The sequence below is a fragment of the Priestia sp. TSO9 genome, assembly GCF_021029645.1.
In the GTDB taxonomy this organism is placed as follows: Bacteria; Bacillota; Bacilli; order Bacillales; family Bacillaceae_H; genus Priestia; species Priestia megaterium_E.
Map to the genome: position 1 here is coordinate 740,712 of NZ_JAJEKD010000009.1, position 17,929 is coordinate 758,640.

The 17,929-nt window shown below is 38.5% G+C and carries 18 protein-coding genes; 11 read left to right on the forward strand and 7 right to left on the reverse strand.

What is annotated here, in order from left to right; genetic code table 11:
- Positions 1 to 31 precede the first annotated feature (31 nt).
- Complete coding sequence (locus LJC66_RS06475) at positions 32 to 667, reverse strand: YktB family protein (protein ID WP_230932077.1); 636 nt, start codon at positions 665 to 667, stop codon at positions 32 to 34.
- 267 nt (positions 668 to 934) lie between these two features.
- Between LJC66_RS06475 and LJC66_RS06480 the strand changes: the two genes are divergently transcribed.
- Together LJC66_RS06480 and LJC66_RS06485 are read left to right on the forward strand one after the other, a co-directional pair.
- Positions 935 to 1,120 carry a hypothetical protein gene (locus LJC66_RS06480; RefSeq protein ID WP_013056063.1) on the forward strand — a complete coding sequence of 62 codons (186 nt, stop codon included), beginning with the start codon at positions 935 to 937 and terminating at the stop codon, positions 1,118 to 1,120.
- Between the two features lie 195 nt (positions 1,121 to 1,315).
- Complete coding sequence (locus LJC66_RS06485; protein WP_230932078.1) at positions 1,316 to 2,122, forward strand: inositol monophosphatase family protein; 807 nt, start codon at positions 1,316 to 1,318, stop codon at positions 2,120 to 2,122.
- Positions 2,123 to 2,230: 108 nt separating this feature from the next.
- Here LJC66_RS06485 and LJC66_RS06490 read toward each other — a convergent pair whose 3' ends face one another.
- The gene (locus tag LJC66_RS06490) at positions 2,231 to 2,416 is read right to left on the reverse strand and encodes a YlaF family protein (RefSeq protein WP_195695017.1); all 186 of its coding nucleotides are present in this window, start codon (positions 2,414 to 2,416) and stop codon (positions 2,231 to 2,233) included.
- Between the two features lie 113 nt (positions 2,417 to 2,529).
- Between LJC66_RS06490 and typA the strand changes: the two genes are divergently transcribed.
- Positions 2,530 to 4,368, forward strand: a complete 1,839-nt coding sequence (gene typA / locus LJC66_RS06495) for a translational GTPase TypA (RefSeq protein WP_013056066.1) — start codon at positions 2,530 to 2,532, stop codon at positions 4,366 to 4,368.
- A 160-nt stretch (positions 4,369 to 4,528) separates the two neighbouring features.
- On the forward strand, positions 4,529 to 4,846 hold the full coding sequence (locus LJC66_RS06500) for a YlaH-like family protein (protein ID WP_013056067.1): 318 nt from the start codon (positions 4,529 to 4,531) through the stop codon (positions 4,844 to 4,846).
- Positions 4,847 to 4,870: 24 nt separating this feature from the next.
- Here the strand turns inward: LJC66_RS06500 and LJC66_RS06505 are convergent, their stop codons facing one another.
- Together LJC66_RS06505 and LJC66_RS06510 are read right to left on the reverse strand one after the other, a co-directional pair.
- Positions 4,871 to 5,305 carry a hypothetical protein gene (locus LJC66_RS06505; protein WP_195695016.1) on the reverse strand — a complete coding sequence of 145 codons (435 nt, stop codon included), beginning with the start codon at positions 5,303 to 5,305 and terminating at the stop codon, positions 4,871 to 4,873.
- A 1-nt stretch (position 5,306) separates the two neighbouring features.
- The gene (locus LJC66_RS06510) at positions 5,307 to 5,507 is read right to left on the reverse strand and encodes a YlaI family protein (protein WP_013056069.1); all 201 of its coding nucleotides are present in this window, start codon (positions 5,505 to 5,507) and stop codon (positions 5,307 to 5,309) included.
- 185 nt (positions 5,508 to 5,692) lie between these two features.
- On the opposite strand from LJC66_RS06510, the gene LJC66_RS06515 reads away from it, so the two are divergent.
- Positions 5,693 to 6,148, forward strand: a complete 456-nt coding sequence (locus LJC66_RS06515) for a pyridoxamine 5'-phosphate oxidase family protein (protein ID WP_028407949.1) — start codon at positions 5,693 to 5,695, stop codon at positions 6,146 to 6,148.
- Between the two features lie 26 nt (positions 6,149 to 6,174).
- Here LJC66_RS06515 and LJC66_RS06520 read toward each other — a convergent pair whose 3' ends face one another.
- Positions 6,175 to 6,774, reverse strand: coding sequence for a YhcN/YlaJ family sporulation lipoprotein (locus LJC66_RS06520; RefSeq protein ID WP_013056071.1), 600 nt, complete (start codon positions 6,772 to 6,774; stop codon positions 6,175 to 6,177).
- A gap of 216 nt (positions 6,775 to 6,990) precedes the next feature.
- Between LJC66_RS06520 and LJC66_RS06525 the strand changes: the two genes are divergently transcribed.
- Positions 6,991 to 8,319: a PhoH family protein gene (locus tag LJC66_RS06525; RefSeq protein ID WP_013056072.1), complete on the forward strand. Its 1,329-nt coding sequence runs from the start codon at positions 6,991 to 6,993 to the stop codon at positions 8,317 to 8,319.
- Positions 8,320 to 8,356: 37 nt separating this feature from the next.
- Here LJC66_RS06525 and LJC66_RS06530 read toward each other — a convergent pair whose 3' ends face one another.
- Positions 8,357 to 8,857 (reverse strand): hypothetical protein, encoded by a 501-nt coding sequence (locus LJC66_RS06530; RefSeq protein WP_013056073.1) that lies wholly within the window; start codon positions 8,855 to 8,857, stop codon positions 8,357 to 8,359.
- A 281-nt stretch (positions 8,858 to 9,138) separates the two neighbouring features.
- Here LJC66_RS06530 and LJC66_RS06535 point away from each other — a divergent pair, with 281 nt between their 5' ends.
- The 3 genes from LJC66_RS06535 to pyc all read left to right on the forward strand — a co-directional run bounded on the left by LJC66_RS06535 (position 9,139) and on the right by pyc (position 14,323).
- Positions 9,139 to 9,405 carry an Fpa/YlaN family protein gene (locus LJC66_RS06535; RefSeq protein WP_370506486.1) on the forward strand — a complete coding sequence of 89 codons (267 nt, stop codon included), beginning with the start codon at positions 9,139 to 9,141 and terminating at the stop codon, positions 9,403 to 9,405.
- Positions 9,406 to 9,548: 143 nt separating this feature from the next.
- Positions 9,549 to 10,739 (forward strand): FtsW/RodA/SpoVE family cell cycle protein, encoded by a 1,191-nt coding sequence (locus LJC66_RS06540; protein ID WP_014460986.1) that lies wholly within the window; start codon positions 9,549 to 9,551, stop codon positions 10,737 to 10,739.
- A 134-nt stretch (positions 10,740 to 10,873) separates the two neighbouring features.
- Positions 10,874 to 14,323 carry a pyruvate carboxylase gene (gene pyc / locus LJC66_RS06545; RefSeq protein ID WP_230932079.1) on the forward strand — a complete coding sequence of 1,150 codons (3,450 nt, stop codon included), beginning with the start codon at positions 10,874 to 10,876 and terminating at the stop codon, positions 14,321 to 14,323.
- A 39-nt stretch (positions 14,324 to 14,362) separates the two neighbouring features.
- Here pyc and LJC66_RS06550 read toward each other — a convergent pair whose 3' ends face one another.
- A complete protein-coding gene (locus tag LJC66_RS06550) occupies positions 14,363 to 15,265 on the reverse strand; it encodes a COX15/CtaA family protein (protein WP_230932080.1) in 903 nt (300 codons plus the stop codon).
- 504 nt (positions 15,266 to 15,769) lie between these two features.
- Between LJC66_RS06550 and cyoE the strand changes: the two genes are divergently transcribed.
- Positions 15,770 to 16,708, forward strand: coding sequence for a heme o synthase (gene cyoE, locus LJC66_RS06555; protein WP_230932081.1), 939 nt, complete (start codon positions 15,770 to 15,772; stop codon positions 16,706 to 16,708).
- Positions 16,709 to 16,845: 137 nt separating this feature from the next.
- Positions 16,846 to 17,901, forward strand: coding sequence for a cytochrome c oxidase subunit II (gene coxB / locus LJC66_RS06560; RefSeq protein WP_013056079.1), 1,056 nt, complete (start codon positions 16,846 to 16,848; stop codon positions 17,899 to 17,901).
- The last annotated feature ends 28 nt before the right edge of the window (positions 17,902 to 17,929 follow it).

Sequence of the window (17,929 nt, forward strand, 5' to 3'; positions counted from 1 at the left end):
GCTCCATTTTTTTTATATCAATTCGTTAAAATTATGCATATGCTTTTTTAGTTAGTTCATATAATGGAGTTACCGTATGAAATGTTTGTTCAATACGAGCTATCCATTCTTCGCCATTAATTGCAATCGCTTCTTCTTTTGGAATTGTAATGCCGCATAGGATCTCAGCTTTTTTAACCGTCTCTAGACGTTCAAACAAACTCTCTAGGTCTTCAGAAGATAAGTCGCCCATTTTGTCACTATCAGGTTTTGTATGATCTTTCGACCAAACAAACGAGGCTGGGATATTTTGACGAATCTCCTCAATGTTTTGTTTTAGCAGCTTTCCAAATTGTTCTTTAATAGGTGATTCGTAAATGACGGCGAACCACACAAAGACGTGTGTTTCCCAAAGGCCAATTTGAAAATGAGGGAGCTTTTTATACCCGCGTTTACTGTTAGCAAAGGCTACCCACGTATCTGCTGGCGGGTTAACTGTTCTTCGTGCATGTTTGGCAATGTGTACGAACATTTCATCTCCACAAAGTGAAGAAAGAGTAGGAGCAAAATGATTGCTCAATTGTTCGAATTTTGGGCGTATCGTTGTCTTGATGGCTTCCATACGTGCATCAAGTCCCTCGATACGGAATACGTTAAAGTCATCTTGTGAAAATCCTGAGAATGCCATGTGAAACCTCCGTTTTTTAGTGAATATGTATAGCTGCTGTGCATCTATGCAAGTAAGTATGATTTACGCGAAGATTCTACCACATGAAAAGCATAAACACCAATTAATTCGCATATGCTTGTCAAAACGTGTCTATCATTTTTTTATAGGTAATCACACAATTTAGTTACATGAGATTAGGTTTCGACATAGACTATATCAATCAAAATATCTGAAAATTTAGTTTTCTATAAGCGGGTTCAATAATTTGAGAGGGGTGTTTGAAGAATGAAACAAGTGGTGAATATGTATAAGAAGAATGATGGACAAAAAAGATTAGGTGTAATTCGTTTGGAGTTAGATTACGAGTTAGCGACATTATATGAAGCCATGATGGAGAATAATGAGGAACAAAAACAAAAATGTAAGCGAAAGCTCGAGAAACTTCGTGAAGAAATGATATCTCTTCAGTAGCAGATACGGGAATAAAATAGAACAAATAAGGGTAAACTGTAAAAAAGGATTAAACTGAATGAGCAGATTCATAAGTGGTAACAGAGCACGTGGGAGAAGAAGCGGCAGGTCTTCTCCCACGTGCTCTGTTAATTGACATCTTGCAGAGGTTTTTTTAAGCTTAAATAAGAGACGTATTTTTGAGGGGGAATTGAGATGACGCAACGCTGGAAAGAAATCGATACATACGTTAAAGAGTGGCTAAAAGAAGCTGGACAAAAAATTCAACAGTCGTTTAGTAAAGAACTTCTCATTCAAACGAAATCGAATCCAAATGATTTAGTAACAAATATGGATAAAGAAATTGAACAGTTTTTTATCTCAAAAATCAATGAAACCTTTCCGGAACATCATATTATCGGAGAAGAAGGATATGGAGAAGAGCTTGAATCAGAAGAAGGAACGATTTGGATTATCGATCCAATCGACGGTACGATGAACTTTGTTCATCAGCAGCGAAATTTTGCTATTTCCATCGGTATATTTGAAAATGGTGTAGGACAAGCAGGTTATATTTATGATGTTATTCATAATGAGTTGTATCATGCTTTAAAAGGACAGGGCGCGTTTATGAATGATATCCAATTGCCGAAACTTGAACCTGTACCAGTTGAACAAGCTATTATTAGCCTAAATGCAACATGGGTGACGGAGAACCGCCGTATTGATCCTTCCGTATTAAGTCCGCTTGTGCGTAAAGTAAGAGGGACCCGTTCATATGGATCCGCAGCTATTGAGCTTGCTTACGTAGCGGCTGGACGCTTAGATGGATACATTACTTTACGTTTGGCTCCATGGGACTTTGCTGCCGGTAAAGTATTGATTGAAGAAGTTGGAGGAGTTATGACGGATTTAGAAGGAAAGCCGTTAGAGATTCTTGAAAAAAGCAGTGTATTTGTAAGCAAACCAACATTACATGACGAAATCTTTCGTACGTACCTTGAAGGAAAGTGGAATAAATAAAATAGAAGTGAAGACTTACGTGTAGTCAAAGAATTTTGTGATGAAAAAACGTCATGAACCATTTTGATGTTGCAAATGGCCATGACGCTTTCAATCATCGCAAAAAAATTACAGCTGCCCTTTTTCTCGCATTTTTTTCTTAGTCGTAAAGCCAAGGCCCATTACAACAATTAAAGCTGCGATAGCTAAAATGACCCCGAGAGCGCTTCCTTCTCCGATAAATATGCCGATTGACATAATTGCCGCAGTTGCGATAAATGCATATAAAACAAGTACCCACTTAATGTTTCTCATGTTGATTCCTCCCATTTATAACGGATATTTATAGTGTACAACAAAATCATTCTGCAATTCTAGAGTTAGTGTGATATAATAGCTTAGTTATTACAAGCATAGGAGTGAAATGCGTGAACATTCGTAAAGATTTACGTAATATTGCCATTATTGCCCATGTAGACCATGGGAAAACAACGTTAGTAGATAAATTATTACATCAGTCCGGAACATTCCGTACTAATGAGCATGTTGAAGAACGTGCGATGGATTCAAATGACCTTGAGCGTGAGCGTGGAATTACAATTTTAGCGAAAAACACAGCTATTAATTATAAAGATACGCGTATCAACATTATGGATACGCCGGGACATGCTGACTTCGGTGGAGAAGTTGAGCGTATTATGAAAATGGTAGACGGTGTTCTACTTGTAGTAGATGCATACGAAGGATGTATGCCTCAAACTCGCTTTGTATTGAAAAAAGCATTAGAGCAAAACTTAACGCCGATTGTTGTTGTTAACAAAATTGACCGTGACTTTGCTCGTCCAACTGAAGTAGTTGATGAAGTAATTGACTTATTTATTGAACTAGGTGCAAGCGAGGAACAAATTGAGTTCCCTGTTGTTTATGCTTCAGCAATCAACGGAACAGCTAGCACGAATCCTGAAAAGCAAGATGAGAACATGTCATCTCTATTTGACTCAATCATCGAGCACATTCCAGCACCAGTAGACAACAGCGATGAACCACTTCAATTCCAAGTGGCAATGCTTGACTACAATGACTATCTTGGTCGTATCGGTGTAGGCCGCGTATTCCGCGGAACAATGAAAGTAGGCCAGCAAGTTGCATTAATGAAGCTTGACGGTACGGTAAAACAATTCCGTGTAACAAAATTATTCGGTTTCCTAGGCTTAAAGCGTGTTGAAATCGAAGAAGCAAAAGCAGGAGACCTGATCGCTGTATCAGGAATGGAAGACATCAACGTAGGTGAAACAGTATGTCCGTTTGACCACCAAGATGCACTGCCAATTTTACGTATTGATGAACCTACTTTACAAATGACGTTCTTAGTAAACAATTCACCGTTTGCTGGTCGTGAAGGTAAATTTGTTACATCTCGTAAAATTGAAGAGCGCTTAATGTCTGAACTTGAGACGGATGTAAGTTTACGCGTGGAAAATACTGATTCACCGGATGTATGGGTTGTTTCAGGACGTGGAGAACTTCATTTATCTATTTTAATTGAAAACATGCGTCGTGAAGGATATGAGATTCAAGTATCAAAACCTGAAGTAATCGTTCGTGAAATTGATGGCGTTCGCTGCGAGCCAGTTGAACGTGTGCAAATCGACGTGCCTGAAGAACATACGGGTTCTATTATGGAATCAATGGGTGCTCGTAAAGGTGAAATGGTTGATATGATTAACAACGGCAGCGGTCAAGTTCGTCTGATCTTTATGGTTCCTGCACGTGGTTTAATCGGTTATACAACTGAGTTCTTATCGTTAACTCGTGGATTCGGTATCATTAACCATTCATTTGATAGCTACCAACCAATGCAGCAAGGTCAAGTTGGAGGTCGCCGTCAAGGTGTGCTTGTTTCTATGGAAAGCGGTAAATCATCTACTTATGGAATCCAAGGCGTAGAAGACCGCGGTACAATTTTCGTTGAGCCAGGTACAGAAGTATACGAAGGTATGATCGTAGGAGAACACACTCGTGAAAATGATATCGTTGTTAACATCTGTAAAATGAAGCAAATGACGAATATGCGTTCTGCTAATAAAGATCAAACAACAGGTATGAAAAAACCTCGTATTATGTCTTTAGAGCAATCACTTGAATATTTAAACGAAGATGAATATTGTGAAATCACACCAGAATCTATTCGTCTACGTAAAAAAATTCTTGATAAAAATGAACGTGAAAAAGCAGCGAAAAAGAAAAAATACGCTGACACGAAATAATAAAAAAAGTAAGTCGTTAGCTCTATTTGCTAGCGGCTTGTTTTTTATCTATTATATCAGAATTTTCTATTTTTTGAAAGCGTTTTATAAATAAGGAATTTGGAAAGGAAAAAGGTGGCTTATATCGAATAATGTAAAGTAAGGAATAGGGGGAAGAAATATGGATGTAAAAGAACACCTTTCATTTTTTGCTGCTTTGTATCAAGTGGATGAACATGCAAAAATAGGAATGTGGCTGTTATACTTTACCATTTTAGGGCTATCTGTTCTCGTGTACAAACTCGGGTTTGCAAAGAAGCTGCCGCTTTTAAAATCTGTAGTTATTTATCTGTTTTTAGCTTTTGGATGTACGATCTTAACGTTTTTAGGCATTTTTTTACCTGTAGCTGAAGGGCTTGTGGTTGCAGCGCTTGTGTTGATTATTTATAAAATACGGCTGTATCAGGCTAAGAAGCAAAACTCCACGTTGGGTTCATAAAACTACATAAAAAGACGCTTGTAGCTACAAGCGTCTTTTTAGTATGATATAGCCGAAGACAAGAGCGGCTGCGAAAATTAAATGGCCAGCTGTCCAATAAAAAATCGCTACTGCATCATCCACCGCAGGCGTAGGCTTGAGCGCAAGCAGCGTCAACGGAAAATACAAAGGAATGGTTGGAAGTGTTAATAAAAAGGAACACAATACGATTTTTCGAATAGACATATTATTTAATTTACCTACTATGTAAACAAAAACGATCCCAATTGCAGCGGCAATGAGTAAATGAAAAACAAACTCTACCCATTCAGGCCATTGCATGGGGCCAATGATAGGAATAAAATCAACATTTAATAAAAGGGTATAAACTTGTTTGCCGGTTAGCCACTCTATCCATTTTAAACATAACCCAAGGATAATCCCGCTTAACATGCCAATACTTATTCCTAATCGGAGCACCTTACCAATCCTCCTCTGTCTTTTTCGACTCATATAGTTTAAAGTTACCAGTAGCTATGCGTTCTTTTGTTCGTTTTTCAATCCGTTCAGAACATTCATTGCACATATATGTATGGATAGGACGGTTGCGCAGTCGTTTTGCCACAAGCGTTTCATCCTCAATTGTTTCAATTTTATCGCACATGACACATTGTACTCTCATTTCTATCACCTCAACTTCTCTATACATCATTCTAGCCGAAAATTCTTGTTTTATAAAGTTTTTTTGCGGTGCTATCTCTCAGTAGAAAAGAAACGATAGGAAAACATTCCTAAAGAAGCAGGTAATTTTGCTTGGTAGCTCGAAGATAGTAACTAGTAAGTACATAAACAGTAGGAGGGATGAAAATGGCCAACGAAGTCGAGACTCAACTAGTAGATGCATTATACGATGAGCTACAGACAGAGAGATTTGCAACCATTTCAACTATTGATTTTGAAACAAACGGTCCAAATGTTAGTGCCATTTCGTGGTTAGTAGCTCCGACTAAACAAAAAATTCGATTTGCCGTAGATGTCAAATCGAGGATTGTAGAAAACATTAAACATACGAATAAAGCAGTGGTAAATATTCTTGCTAATGAATCATGCTACTCAATCAGCGGAATAGCTGAGGTAGTGCAAGAAAAGTTAGAAGGAGTAGCTTTAAAGCTGACGCTAATTGAACTAGATATTAATGAAGTAAGAGACGTCATGTTCTATGGTTCTAAGATTTCAGTAAACCCTTCATATGAAAAGACCTATGATCCAGTAGCAGCTGCTAAACTCGATAGGCAAGTAATTGAAGCGATAAAAAAAGCTTAGCAGCAGCCTGCCGCTAAGCGACTTTCTTATTCGTTTTTTTGAAGATGATTATTAGATTGTTTTTCCTGCTCATTCTTTAAATTTTGCTCTTGTTTATTATTTAATTTTTGATTATTTGTATCTGTTGAGCTAGGATTTCGGCGGATTTCTTCTGCAAATTCAGGCATCACTCGGTTTACAATGGCTGCTAATTCATCTAAAAACCCTGTAACCGGACGACCTTTGCGAATTTCATTTCCAATTTGTTTTAGCCGAGCGACCGTATCAGGATCTGCAATAACAACAGAATTAGCGCCGTACGGATCAGCTTTCAGACCTTCGGCAACTGTATATTTGATAGAACTTACTTCTGAACGATCAATATCTTTGCCGACGTCAATGCCTACGATTGCATACTTACCGAGCACAATGGCAGTAGCATCATTTACATTCGGAACGCTTGAAGCCAGTTCAACTAAATGAGCTGATATTTCATTAGCAGTACGCTTGTGTGAGCGTTCAGGAGATGAATTTTTAACCTGTACAATTCGATCTGTTTTTTGCCCTTCTTCAACATCTGCTTGGTTATTGTTGCAGCCGGTTAGTGTAATAAAACATAAGCTAATGGATAGAAAAAATTTGTTCATGTGGGAGACTCCTCCTTATGAATGACTCATTTTTTGTAGTAATTTGTATTTAGTTTCTAATAGTTCTTCTATCTTTATACACGTGTTCATATATTTAAAGAAAATGGTCCGTCCATTTAAGGTCACTTCACACATGTGCGTTACATAGTATATAAATGGATGGGTGCCTTGTTTCACTCCTTACAGGAAAAACAATCGGAGTAGGAGGCTGAATTATTGGGAAAAATTTATGTATTAGATACGAATGTTTTATTACAAGATCCGCATTCAATTTTTTCATTTGATGATAACGAAGTAGTGATTCCGGCCGTTGTGCTAGAAGAAGTTGATTCGAAAAAAAGAAATATGGATGAAGTCGGACGAAATGCAAGGCAGGTATCCAAACTCATTGATAACTTGAGACAACATGGAAAGTTATATGAGAAAATCCCTTTAGAAAATGGGGGCCATTTGCGAATTGAACTCAATCATCGCTCTTTTCAACAGCTTCAAGAAATCTTTGTGGAAAAAACAAATGATAATCGAATTTTAGCTGTTGCTAAAAATCTATCTCTTGAAGAGGAAACAAAAGAAGATGGACGTGAAGTGATACTAGTGAGTAAAGATGTGTTGGTACGTGTGAAGGCTGACGCAATCGGCTTAAGAGCAGAAGATTTTTTAAGTGATCGAGTAGTGGAATTTAATAGTATTTATACAGGCTTTTCGGAAGTCTATATTGCAAAAGAACTGCTGAGTCAATTTTACGAAAAAGGAGAACTGCTAACGTCTCAAATTGCGAACCACTCCTTTTTTGCAAATCAATTCTTAGTGATGAAAGATGCATTTGGGGGATCCGGATCAGCCATCGGCATTGTTGATCAAACAACAACAAAAGTAAAAAAGCTTTTATTTGAATATGATCATATCTGGGGAATCAAACCTCGAAATGTTCAGCAAATTATGGCGTTAGAACTTCTTCTTAGAGACGACGTTCAACTGGTCACGTTAATTGGAAAGGCAGGTACGGGTAAAACGCTGCTTGCTTTAGCTTCAGGACTTATGCAGACGGAAGATCTAGGATGTTTTAAAAAGCTACTTGTAGCTCGTCCAATTGTTCCTTTAGGGAAAGATATTGGATTCTTGCCAGGAGAAAAGCAGGAGAAGCTTCGTCCATGGATGCAGCCAATTTATGATAACCTAGAGTACTTATTCAACACTAAGAAGCCTGGAGAACTGGATGCGATTCTAGCGGGGCTCAGTTCAATAGAAGTGGAAGCCTTGACGTATATAAGAGGCCGAAGCATTCCGGAACAGTTCATTATTATTGATGAAGCGCAAAATTTAACGAAGCATGAAATTAAAACAATTTTAACAAGGGTAGGGGAAAAGAGTAAAATTGTCCTTATGGGAGATCCGGCTCAAATTGATCATCCTTATTTAGATGAGTATAACAACGGATTAACGTACGTAGTCGAAAAGTTTAAAGAGCAAAAAGTATCGGGCCACGTTCGGTTAATCAAAGGAGAGCGCTCAGGACTGGCACAATTAGCAGCTGATATTCTTTAAAAAAAGCGGGGTTCCTTTTGGAACCCCGCTTCTTTTATTATGTAACGATGATTTCTTCCACATATTTAATAGGGTTATTTCGGTTAGATCCGTCAGGTAAATAGACATAGATAGGCCCATCTTCTCTAAGAGGCTTTCCATCTTGGCTGAAACCAAAGATTAGTTTTTGCGCTTCTTCTAATGAAAAAGAAATTAGCGCGTCTTTTGTTTTAAATGAAACGTTGGTAGCTTCTTCAGTAGGTGAAGCGTTAGCTAGAAAAGGTGCAAATAAAATGCCAAATGTTCCATTTACTAGCTCCTGTTTTTTGAATTTCTTTTCGGTTTTTAACGTAGGAGGAAAGACGGCTCCTTCTTGAATTTCACGGTCCCAATGCTTCGAAACAGCCTTTGTGTACGCTTCTGTCTCGTCTTTTTGCTCCGGTGGATGTTCAAAGAAAACGTCCATATCGAGCTTGCGGTCATCGAAAATCCACACGCTTGGGTCGAGTGTCAGCGTATATTTTACTTTTCCTTTTAACATAATAATTGAATTCATCATAAATGCCCCCTTGCTAAAAGTATAAGCGCTTTCTACTTATTTGTCACTTTGATGAAAAAATTTAGTTGAGAGTGATTCTCGTATGATATAATGTAAGAGTCAACGAAAGTGCGAAATTCCCTACATCTATGGTAATGCTTTTGAGAAAGTAACAGTATAAAAAAGACGGCCAGCCTCACGGACATGTTTATCCTTGCTTTTTTGGAGCATAGCCTTTAAAATTGAGAGATAGATTAGGTAATCGCTCGCGAACGGAGGGATTGAGTTTGACGCCTGAGACAATGATAGATCATCGTGAAAAAGCGTATGCGTTGTTAAAAGCTGATGCAGATAAGATTTTGCAATTAATTCAAGTTCAAATGGATAACTTAACAATGCCACAATGTCCTCTTTATGAAGAGGTTTTAGATACACAAATGTTTGGTTTATCAAGAGAAATTGATTTTGCAGTTCGTCTTGGTTTAATTGATGAACGTGTTGGAAAAACATTGCTAGACCGCCTCGAGCGTGAACTTTCTGCACTGCATGAAGCGTTTACAAAAAAATAAAAATCACGCGATCGAAACTCAAACTATATACAAACGTAGTTTGAGTTTTTTATTACAGGTGGTTGAAATTTCCTGATTTACTCAAATTTGTACATAAAAGATGAAACGAAACAGAAACACGTCATTTTTAAAGGAAGAGGGTTATGGTAAAAAAAATATTTAGGCATTTTGACTATTCGATTGTAATTCCAGTGCTGCTTCTTTGTGCGGTTGGACTAGTTATGGTTTACAGTTCAAGTATGATTGTAAGTATTACAAGATATCATACGTCAAGCGATTTCTTTTACAACAGACAAAAAATGTGGCTTGCTTTTACGCTTGTATTGTTCATTTTAACAATGCTAACACCTTACAAGCTGTATCCTAAAATACTGCCTTATGCGATTCTAGGCATTTTTGTACTGCTTTTGCTTGTGTTTGTAATGGGTCATACGAGTAACAATGCGCAAAGTTGGCTGCAGCTTGGCGGGGCAAACATGCAGCCGGCTGAGTATGCCAAGCTTGTTGTCATTTTATACTTATCGTATGTTTTGTCTAAAAGGCAAGAGTATATTGACAACATCAAAAAAGCTTTTTTTGGACCTATGGGTCTTGTATTTTTAATATTAGGCTTTGTAGCTATTCAGCCTGACCTTGGAACGGGATCAATTATTTTTGCTATTGCCGTGACAATTATGCTATGTTCGGGAATCTCTAAAAAAACCTTTTTCCGCATGCTAGCACTAGGTATCATTTTGCTTACGGTAATTATTACAATTGGTTTTTTTACAGGTCAGTTTACTGCCAATCGAATTGGCCGTTTTACCGGTGCATCAGATCCGTTTGCCAATGCTCAAGGAACTGGTTATCAGCTGGTTAATTCATATTTAGCAATAGGTACAGGAGGCTTAAAAGGCCTTGGTTTAGGAGAAAGTGTACAAAAGTATGGTTATCTTCCGGAGCCCCATACCGATTTCATTATGGCTATTATTGCAGAAGAATTAGGGTTCTTTGGAGTTATGCTCGTGCTGGGTCTTTTAGGCTTCTTAATTTTCAGGATTTTAATGCTGGCTAAAAAATCTCAGGATCCGTTTGCTAGCATGATTTGTATTGGAGTAGCCAGTATGATAGGTATTCAAACAGGCATTAACCTTGGAGGGCTTACGGGACTCATTCCGATTACCGGCGTCACGCTTCCGTTTATCAGTTACGGAGGGTCTTCGCTGCTAACGCTGATGGTATCTATGGGAATTATTGTAAATATTTCGTTTTTCGTAAATTATCAAAATAAAAAACAGAAAAATACGGAAAATATTGTGCTACATCCGAACAATACATCAACAACAAGCGATTGATTTTCGTGAAAAAAATTGTGTAAAAAAAGCAAAAATTTATTGGAGTTTTATCATTTTCCATTGATTTTTGCTTTTCTTTTATCTAATTTTGCTATATATTGAAGTTTATACGAAATTGAGAGGAGATTAGCAACATGAGTTTTGTAACTAAAAAAATCAAAAAAGTATTAGTAGCAAACCGAGGAGAAATTGCGATTCGTGTATTTCGAGCATGTACTGAACTGAATATTCGGACTGTTGCAATTTATTCTAAGGAAGACGCAGGTTCTTATCACCGTTACAAAGCGGATGAAGCCTATTTAGTAGGAGCGGAGAAAAAACCGATTGATGCTTATTTGGATATAGAAGGCATCATCGACATTGCTAAGTCTCATGATGTAGATGCTATTCACCCTGGCTATGGTTTTTTGTCAGAAAATATCCAATTTGCGAAACGTTGCGAAGAAGAAGGCATTATTTTTATTGGCCCAAAATCCAAGCATCTTGATATGTTTGGCGATAAAGTAAAAGCACGTCACCAGGCTATTCATGCAGATATTCCCGTTATTCCTGGTACGGATGGTCCTATTGATTCAATTGACGAAGCAAAAGAATTTGCTAATCAGCATGGATATCCTCTAATGATCAAAGCGGCTTTGGGCGGAGGCGGTCGAGGCATGCGTATCGTTCGCGATGCAGACAGCCTGAATGAAGCTTATGACCGTGCCAAATCAGAAGCAAAAGCGGCTTTTGGTAATGATGAAGTGTATGTCGAGAAATTAGTTGAAAATCCAAAACATATTGAAGTGCAAATTTTAGGTGATGAACAAGGAAATGTTGTGCATCTTTATGAGCGCGACTGTTCTGTGCAGCGTCGTCACCAAAAAGTAGTAGAAGTAGCACCAAGTGTTTCTATAGATGAAGACTTACGTCTCCGCATTTGTGAAGCAGCTGTGCAGCTGATGGAAAAAGTGCAGTACATAAATGCTGGTACAGTAGAATTTTTAGTATCAGGAAATGATTTTTATTTTATTGAAGTAAATCCACGTGTTCAAGTAGAGCACACAATTACTGAAATGATTACAGGTATTGATATCGTTCAATCGCAAATTTTAATTGCAGACGGCTATGCACTTCACAGCAAGGAAGTATCCATTCCTGCACAAGATCAAATTCACGTACATGGATATGCGATTCAATCTCGTGTAACGACAGAAGATCCGTTAAACAATTTTATGCCGGATACGGGTAAGATTATGGCTTATCGTTCTGGTGGCGGTTTTGGCGTACGCTTAGATACGGGAAACAGCTTCCAAGGTGCTGTAATTACGCCTTATTATGATTCACTGTTAGTAAAAGTAACAACATGGGCATTAACATTCGATCAAGCCGCATCAAAAATGGTACGGAACTTAAAAGAATTTCGTATTCGAGGAATTAAAACAAATATTCCGTTTCTTGAAAATGTAGTGAAGCATGATAAGTTCTTAACAGGTGCTTATGATACATCATTTATTGACACAACGCCTGAACTTTTTGTTTTTCCGAAGCGAAAAGACCGCGGAACTAAAATGCTTACATACATTGGGAATGTTACGGTAAACGGATTCCCAGGTGTATCGGAAAAGAAAAAGCCGATCTTTACGAAACCGCGCGTTCCTAGTGTGGATATAAGCAAACCAATTCAAAACGGAACAAAGCAGATTTTAGATGAAAAAGGCGCTGAAGGGCTAGTAAATTGGGTGAAAGAACGCAAGGAAGTGCTATTAACGGATACAACCTTCCGTGATGGCCATCAGTCTCTTTTAGCAACGCGTATCCGTACAAACGACTTAAAACAAGTAGCTAACCCAACTGCACGCTTGCTTCCAGATTTATTTTCTATGGAAATGTGGGGGGGAGCAACGTTTGATGTCGCTTATCGATTCTTAAAAGAAGATCCGTGGGATCGCTTGCTTACTTTACGTCAACAAGCGCCAAACGTTCTTTTCCAAATGCTTCTTCGCGCGTCAAATGCGGTTGGATATAAAAACTATCCTGATAATGTAATTAAGGAATTTGTTGAAAAATCAGCTTATGCAGGTATTGATGTTTTCCGTATCTTTGACAGCTTAAACTGGGTGCAAGGAATGACTCTTGCAATTGACTCTGTTCGTCAAACAGGAAAGATTGCAGAAGCAGCGATGTGTTATACAGGTGATATTTTAGATCCGACGCGCCGTAAGTATGATTTGGATTACTACAAGAACTTAGCAAAAGAGCTTGAGCAGTCTGGAGCACATATCCTAGGCATTAAAGATATGGCGGGTCTTTTAAAACCACAGGCAGCTTATGATTTAGTATCGGCTCTAAAAGAAACGGTTGATATTCCAATCCACCTTCATACGCATGATACAAGCGGAAACGGTGTATACACGTATGCAAAAGCAATTGAAGCAGGCGTAGACATTGTAGACGTAGCCGTAAGCTCAATGGCAGGCTTAACGTCTCAGCCAAGTGCTAACTCTCTTTATTACGCATTAGAAGGTGCGGACCGCAGACCAAATCTGGATATTAAAAATCTAGAACAGCTTTCGTACTATTGGGAAGACGTGCGAAAATATTACCAAGACTTCGAAAGCGGCATGAACGCTCCTCATACGGAAGTGTACGAGCATGAAATGCCAGGCGGTCAATATAGCAACTTACAGCAACAAGCAAAAGCAGTTGGTTTAGGAAACCGCTGGGATGAAGTAAAAGATATGTATTCACGCGTGAATTTGTTATTTGGTGATATTGTAAAAGTTACGCCATCATCAAAAGTAGTTGGAGATATGGCATTGTTTATGGTCCAAAACAACTTGACAGAAGAAACGCTGTTTGAGCGCGGTGAAACGCTTGACTTCCCGGATTCAGTTATTGAATTGTTTGAAGGGTATTTAGGACAGCCTCACGGGGGATTCCCTAAAGAGCTTCAGCGCATCATTCTAAAAGGCAGAAAACCTATTACAGTTCGTCCTGGAGAACTGTTAGAAGATGTGGATTTTGATGCAGTGAAAGAAAAGCTGTTTAAAGACTTAAATCGTCAAGTAACGAGTTTTGATGCCATTGCTTATGCGCTGTATCCAAAAGTATTTATGGATTATCACAAAGCAGTCGAACAATACGGGGACATTTCTGTTCTTGATACTCCGACTTTCCTATACGGCATGCGTTTAGGAGAAGAGGTTGAAATTGAGATTGAAAAAGGAAAAACCTTAATTGTCCGCCTTGTATCCATTGGAGAACCGCAGGCAGACGGTACGCGAGCGGTATACTTTGAATTGAACGGTCAGCCTCGTGAAGTCGTGATTAAAGACGAAAGTGTCAAAACAACCGTTACGGCAAAACAAAAAGCCGACCAAGCAAATCCAGCCCACATCGGCGCTTCAATGCCTGGAACCGTTATTCGAGTAGTAGTAGAAAAGGGCGATAAAGTCTCAAAAGGTGATCACTTAATGATCACAGAAGCAATGAAAATGGAAACAACCGTGCAAGCACCATTTGACGGCGTGATTAAACAAGTACACGTGTCGAATGGAGATGGCATCCAGCCGGGAGATCTATTAATTGAATTAGAAAGCTAATTAAAAAAGGTACGAGCTCTGAGCTCGTACCTTTTTTGATCAATTATGTGTATGACGCGTTGCAATTAAGGTTAAGTAGCTTAATACACCGAATAGGAAAGAGATAATTAAAGAATGAGCAAGCGCGAGCTCTAGCTGCAGACGTGTGACAACAACAAGCATACCGGAAACCGCCTGAAAAATAACTAGAATGAGAGCGGCTAACCATCCGTAAAAAATATTTTTTTGATGGCGATAATATTTAACTGCATGGATAAAGGCAGCTAATATCCATACAAACGTTAAAACAGCAGCGAATCGATGTCCCATTTGAATCCACTGATTCAAATCAACAGGTAGCCAACCGTTTCCGTTTGAACAAAATGGAACGTCTGGACAAGCCAAGCTAGCTTCTTTATGGCGAACAAGCGCGCCCGTGTACACAACAGCATACGTGTATAAGATAACCCCGTAAATGTGTTTTTTCATTTTAGAGCCTAGCTGTATATTAGTTGAGTCGAGCTTTTGATCCACTTCAAAGATAATAAGTGTTAACAGCAGCACAGAAGCAAACGAAATAAGGGAAATACCAAAATGAAGAGCAAGCACTGCGTCTGATTGCCCCCACATAACAGCAGCAGCCCCAATTAATGCTTGCAGTACTAGGAAGAAAAAAGAGATAAACGCTAAAGGTCTAACTTCTTTTATATGTCCTAGTGAAATCCATGCCCATATGCATAAAGCGAGCACAAGAAAGCCCGACACGCCAGAAACTAAGCGGTGGCTTAATTCAACAACGGTTTCAAATGTTAAAGGGTCAGGAATGAGCTGTCCATTACACAGAGGCCAAGAATCTCCGCACCCGTCTGCTGAACCAGTTTTCGTGACAAGGGCACCGCCAAGCAGAATAAGTAACATGGCCATGCTCGTCACAACGGATAAAAACTTTAATCCAAGTCGCACAATAATCACCATCCTAAAAGCAAAGTAAGTAATATAACGAGCTAAACAATTTATCCTAATCTTTTTGTATATTAAACATAAATTTCATTTATTCTCCATAAACTTGATTGAATTTGTTATAATGGTAGAAAGTGTAAGGTTTGTTCATAAGTTTGACTCTGCAGATATGTAAAAGGTACCGTATAGAAAACTATTTTACTTGCACAAATATCTTTTAACAAGTCACAGGGACATGCATTTAGCTCATGACAAAAAAAATCCATATTTTTTTCATGAATTCTTCACAAAGTGACGGCAAAATATGGTTTAATAAACATGAGAAATAGATATTTCTCTACTATTTTATCGTTTACATGTGAAGCTTTTAAGTAGCTTTGGTGAGAGAAATATGACTTCTTTGTGAACAAAGAGGAGATTTTTGTAAAAATATGTTGAAAACGCCTTCATTTATAGACTCTTTATTTACTAGATAAAAGTCTGTGGATGAGTAAAGGAGGAAGCGCCATGGAAGATTCAAAAATGGTGGAAGATTCAACGCTTTCTGCATCGCCTAACACAGCTTATGTAAGCGAAAATAGTTCCGTTTGGTCAGATTTTTTAGCTACGATTAAAATTGGAATAGTCAACTCAAATTTCATCACCACCTTTACTGGTTTTTGGCTAGCTCTTTTCTTCAACGAACAACACTTCTTAGAAAACCTGGATAAAGCATTTTTTACTTTAATAGGTTCTTCACTTATCATCGCCGGTTCATGCAGTTTGAACAATTACATAGATCGTGACATTGACCCTCTAATGGAACGAACAAAGGGACGACCTACAGTGACAGGGAGTTTTGCACCTTTGACGGTCCTTGGGATTGGAATCGGTTTTACGTTAACCGGCTTGCTTATGCTACTAGTTGTTTCTTCCGTAGCCGCTCTCATCGGATTAGCAGGAATACTTACATATGTAGTTCTTTACACCATGTGGTCCAAAAGACTATACACAATTAATACAGTAATCGGAAGTATATCAGGCGCTGTTCCGCCTTTAATTGGATGGGCCGCTATCGATCCCAATTTACATGTAGTAGCTTGGGTATTATTTCTAATCATGTTTATTTGGCAGCCGCCTCATTTTCTAGCTCTTGCTATGCGAAGATGTGAAGAATACCGGGCAGCGGGAATCCCTATGTTGCCTGTTGTACACGGGTTTGAGCTGACAAAACGACAGATTCTCATTTGGATTGCTTGTTTGTTGCCATTACCTCTTTATTTATACGAATTAGGCACTCCATTTCTAATTTTGGCCACTGTTTTAAACATAGGATGGCTATTTTTAGGATTTGCTCAATACAATAAACAAGAAGACACAAAGTGGGCTAGCATGATGTTTGTCTACTCACTAAACTATTTAACTATTTTATTTGTCTCAATGATTGTCGCAACGCTTTTTGCCTAGATAAAATCTTTCACTGAATGCGACACTGCACAAGGGGGATTTCTTCTACATGTAGAATTCATTATAGAAGGAATAAGTTTTATGCTCAAGAGGGCATAGATGAAATCACGTCAATGAAAGAGAGGTTGGGGAATGGTATGAAAAAATGGCGATTGAACTTTCGTGTTTTGTCGTTATTTACGCTGCTTGCATTCGTGTTATCGGCCTGTGGAAAACCGTTTTTGTCAACACTTAAGCCTGCAGGTGAGGTAGCTGAAGAACAATATTCGCTTATGCTGCTTAGTACAGCCATCATGGTTTTAGTTATTATTGTTGTCACCATTATCTTTATATTTGTTATTCTGCGCTTTCGTCGTCGCAAAGGCGAAGAAAATGTGATTCCAAAGCAAGTAGAGGGGAGCAGAAAGTTAGAAATTATATGGACAGTGATTCCTATCTTGCTGCTGATTATTTTGACTGTTCCAACGGTCATCTCCACATTTAAGCTAGCGGATGTAAAAGGAATGAAGGACAAAGATGCTGTCGTAGTAAATGTGCGCGCTAACTTGTACTGGTGGGAATTTGAGTATCCTAATCAAAAAATTATTACATCGCAAGATCTAGTTGTTCCAACGGATAAAAAAGTCTACTTTAATATTAAAGCTTCTGACGTCAAGCACTCATTCTGGATTCCTTCAGTTGGAGGAAAGCTCGATGCTAACACAGAAAATGATAATAAATTCTGGCTAGTGTTCGATTCTAAAAAATCGAAGGAAGCTAACGGGGTTTTCTACGGAAAATGTGCTGAGCTTTGCGGTCCATCTCATTCTCTTATGGACTTTAAAGTACGGGCTGTATCAAGCGGTGAATTTGATACGTGGGCAAAAGATTTGAAAAAAGCAAAGCCTGATGTAGAAACAGCATCCGCAAAAGCTGGTCAAGAGGTCTTTAATGAAAGCTGTATCGGATGTCATGCTGTTGACGTTAAAGATAATCGTCCAGAGCAAGCCCGTCAAGCACCAAACTTAGCCGGTTTTTCTGAACGTGAGCGTGTAGCTGGGGTGCTTCCTCACAACAAGGAAAATATCAAAAAATGGTTAAAAGACCCTGAAAAAGTTAAGCCGGGTAATAAGATGAGTGGTACATATCCTGACTTAACAGATGAACAAGTGAATGAGCTAGCAGACTATTTAATGAGTTTAAAAGAAAAATAAACGTCCAGTCGTTTTTAAAAGGGGAGGT

Excerpts from the sequence above, each read along its gene's own strand:
- LJC66_RS06475 (WP_230932077.1), bottom strand. The coding sequence starts at position 667 with ATGGCATTCTCAGGATTTTCACAAGATGACTTTAACGTATTCCGTATC.
- LJC66_RS06480 (WP_013056063.1), top strand. The coding sequence starts at position 935 with ATGAAACAAGTGGTGAATATGTATAAGAAGAATGATGGACAAAAAAGA.
- LJC66_RS06485 (WP_230932078.1), top strand. The coding sequence starts at position 1,316 with ATGACGCAACGCTGGAAAGAAATCGATACATACGTTAAAGAGTGGCTA.
- LJC66_RS06490 (WP_195695017.1), bottom strand. The coding sequence starts at position 2,416 with ATGAGAAACATTAAGTGGGTACTTGTTTTATATGCATTTATCGCAACT.
- LJC66_RS06500 (WP_013056067.1), top strand. The coding sequence starts at position 4,529 with ATGGATGTAAAAGAACACCTTTCATTTTTTGCTGCTTTGTATCAAGTG.
- LJC66_RS06510 (WP_013056069.1), bottom strand. The coding sequence starts at position 5,507 with ATGAGAGTACAATGTGTCATGTGCGATAAAATTGAAACAATTGAGGAT.
- LJC66_RS06515 (WP_028407949.1), top strand. The coding sequence starts at position 5,693 with ATGGCCAACGAAGTCGAGACTCAACTAGTAGATGCATTATACGATGAG.
- LJC66_RS06520 (WP_013056071.1), bottom strand. The coding sequence starts at position 6,774 with ATGAACAAATTTTTTCTATCCATTAGCTTATGTTTTATTACACTAACC.
- LJC66_RS06530 (WP_013056073.1), bottom strand. The coding sequence starts at position 8,857 with ATGATGAATTCAATTATTATGTTAAAAGGAAAAGTAAAATATACGCTG.
- LJC66_RS06535 (WP_370506486.1), top strand. The coding sequence starts at position 9,139 with ATGATAGATCATCGTGAAAAAGCGTATGCGTTGTTAAAAGCTGATGCA.
- LJC66_RS06540 (WP_014460986.1), top strand. The coding sequence starts at position 9,549 with ATGGTAAAAAAAATATTTAGGCATTTTGACTATTCGATTGTAATTCCA.
- pyc (WP_230932079.1), top strand. The coding sequence starts at position 10,874 with ATGAGTTTTGTAACTAAAAAAATCAAAAAAGTATTAGTAGCAAACCGA.
- cyoE (WP_230932081.1), top strand. The coding sequence starts at position 15,770 with ATGGAAGATTCAAAAATGGTGGAAGATTCAACGCTTTCTGCATCGCCT.
- coxB (WP_013056079.1), top strand. The coding sequence starts at position 16,846 with ATGAAAAAATGGCGATTGAACTTTCGTGTTTTGTCGTTATTTACGCTG.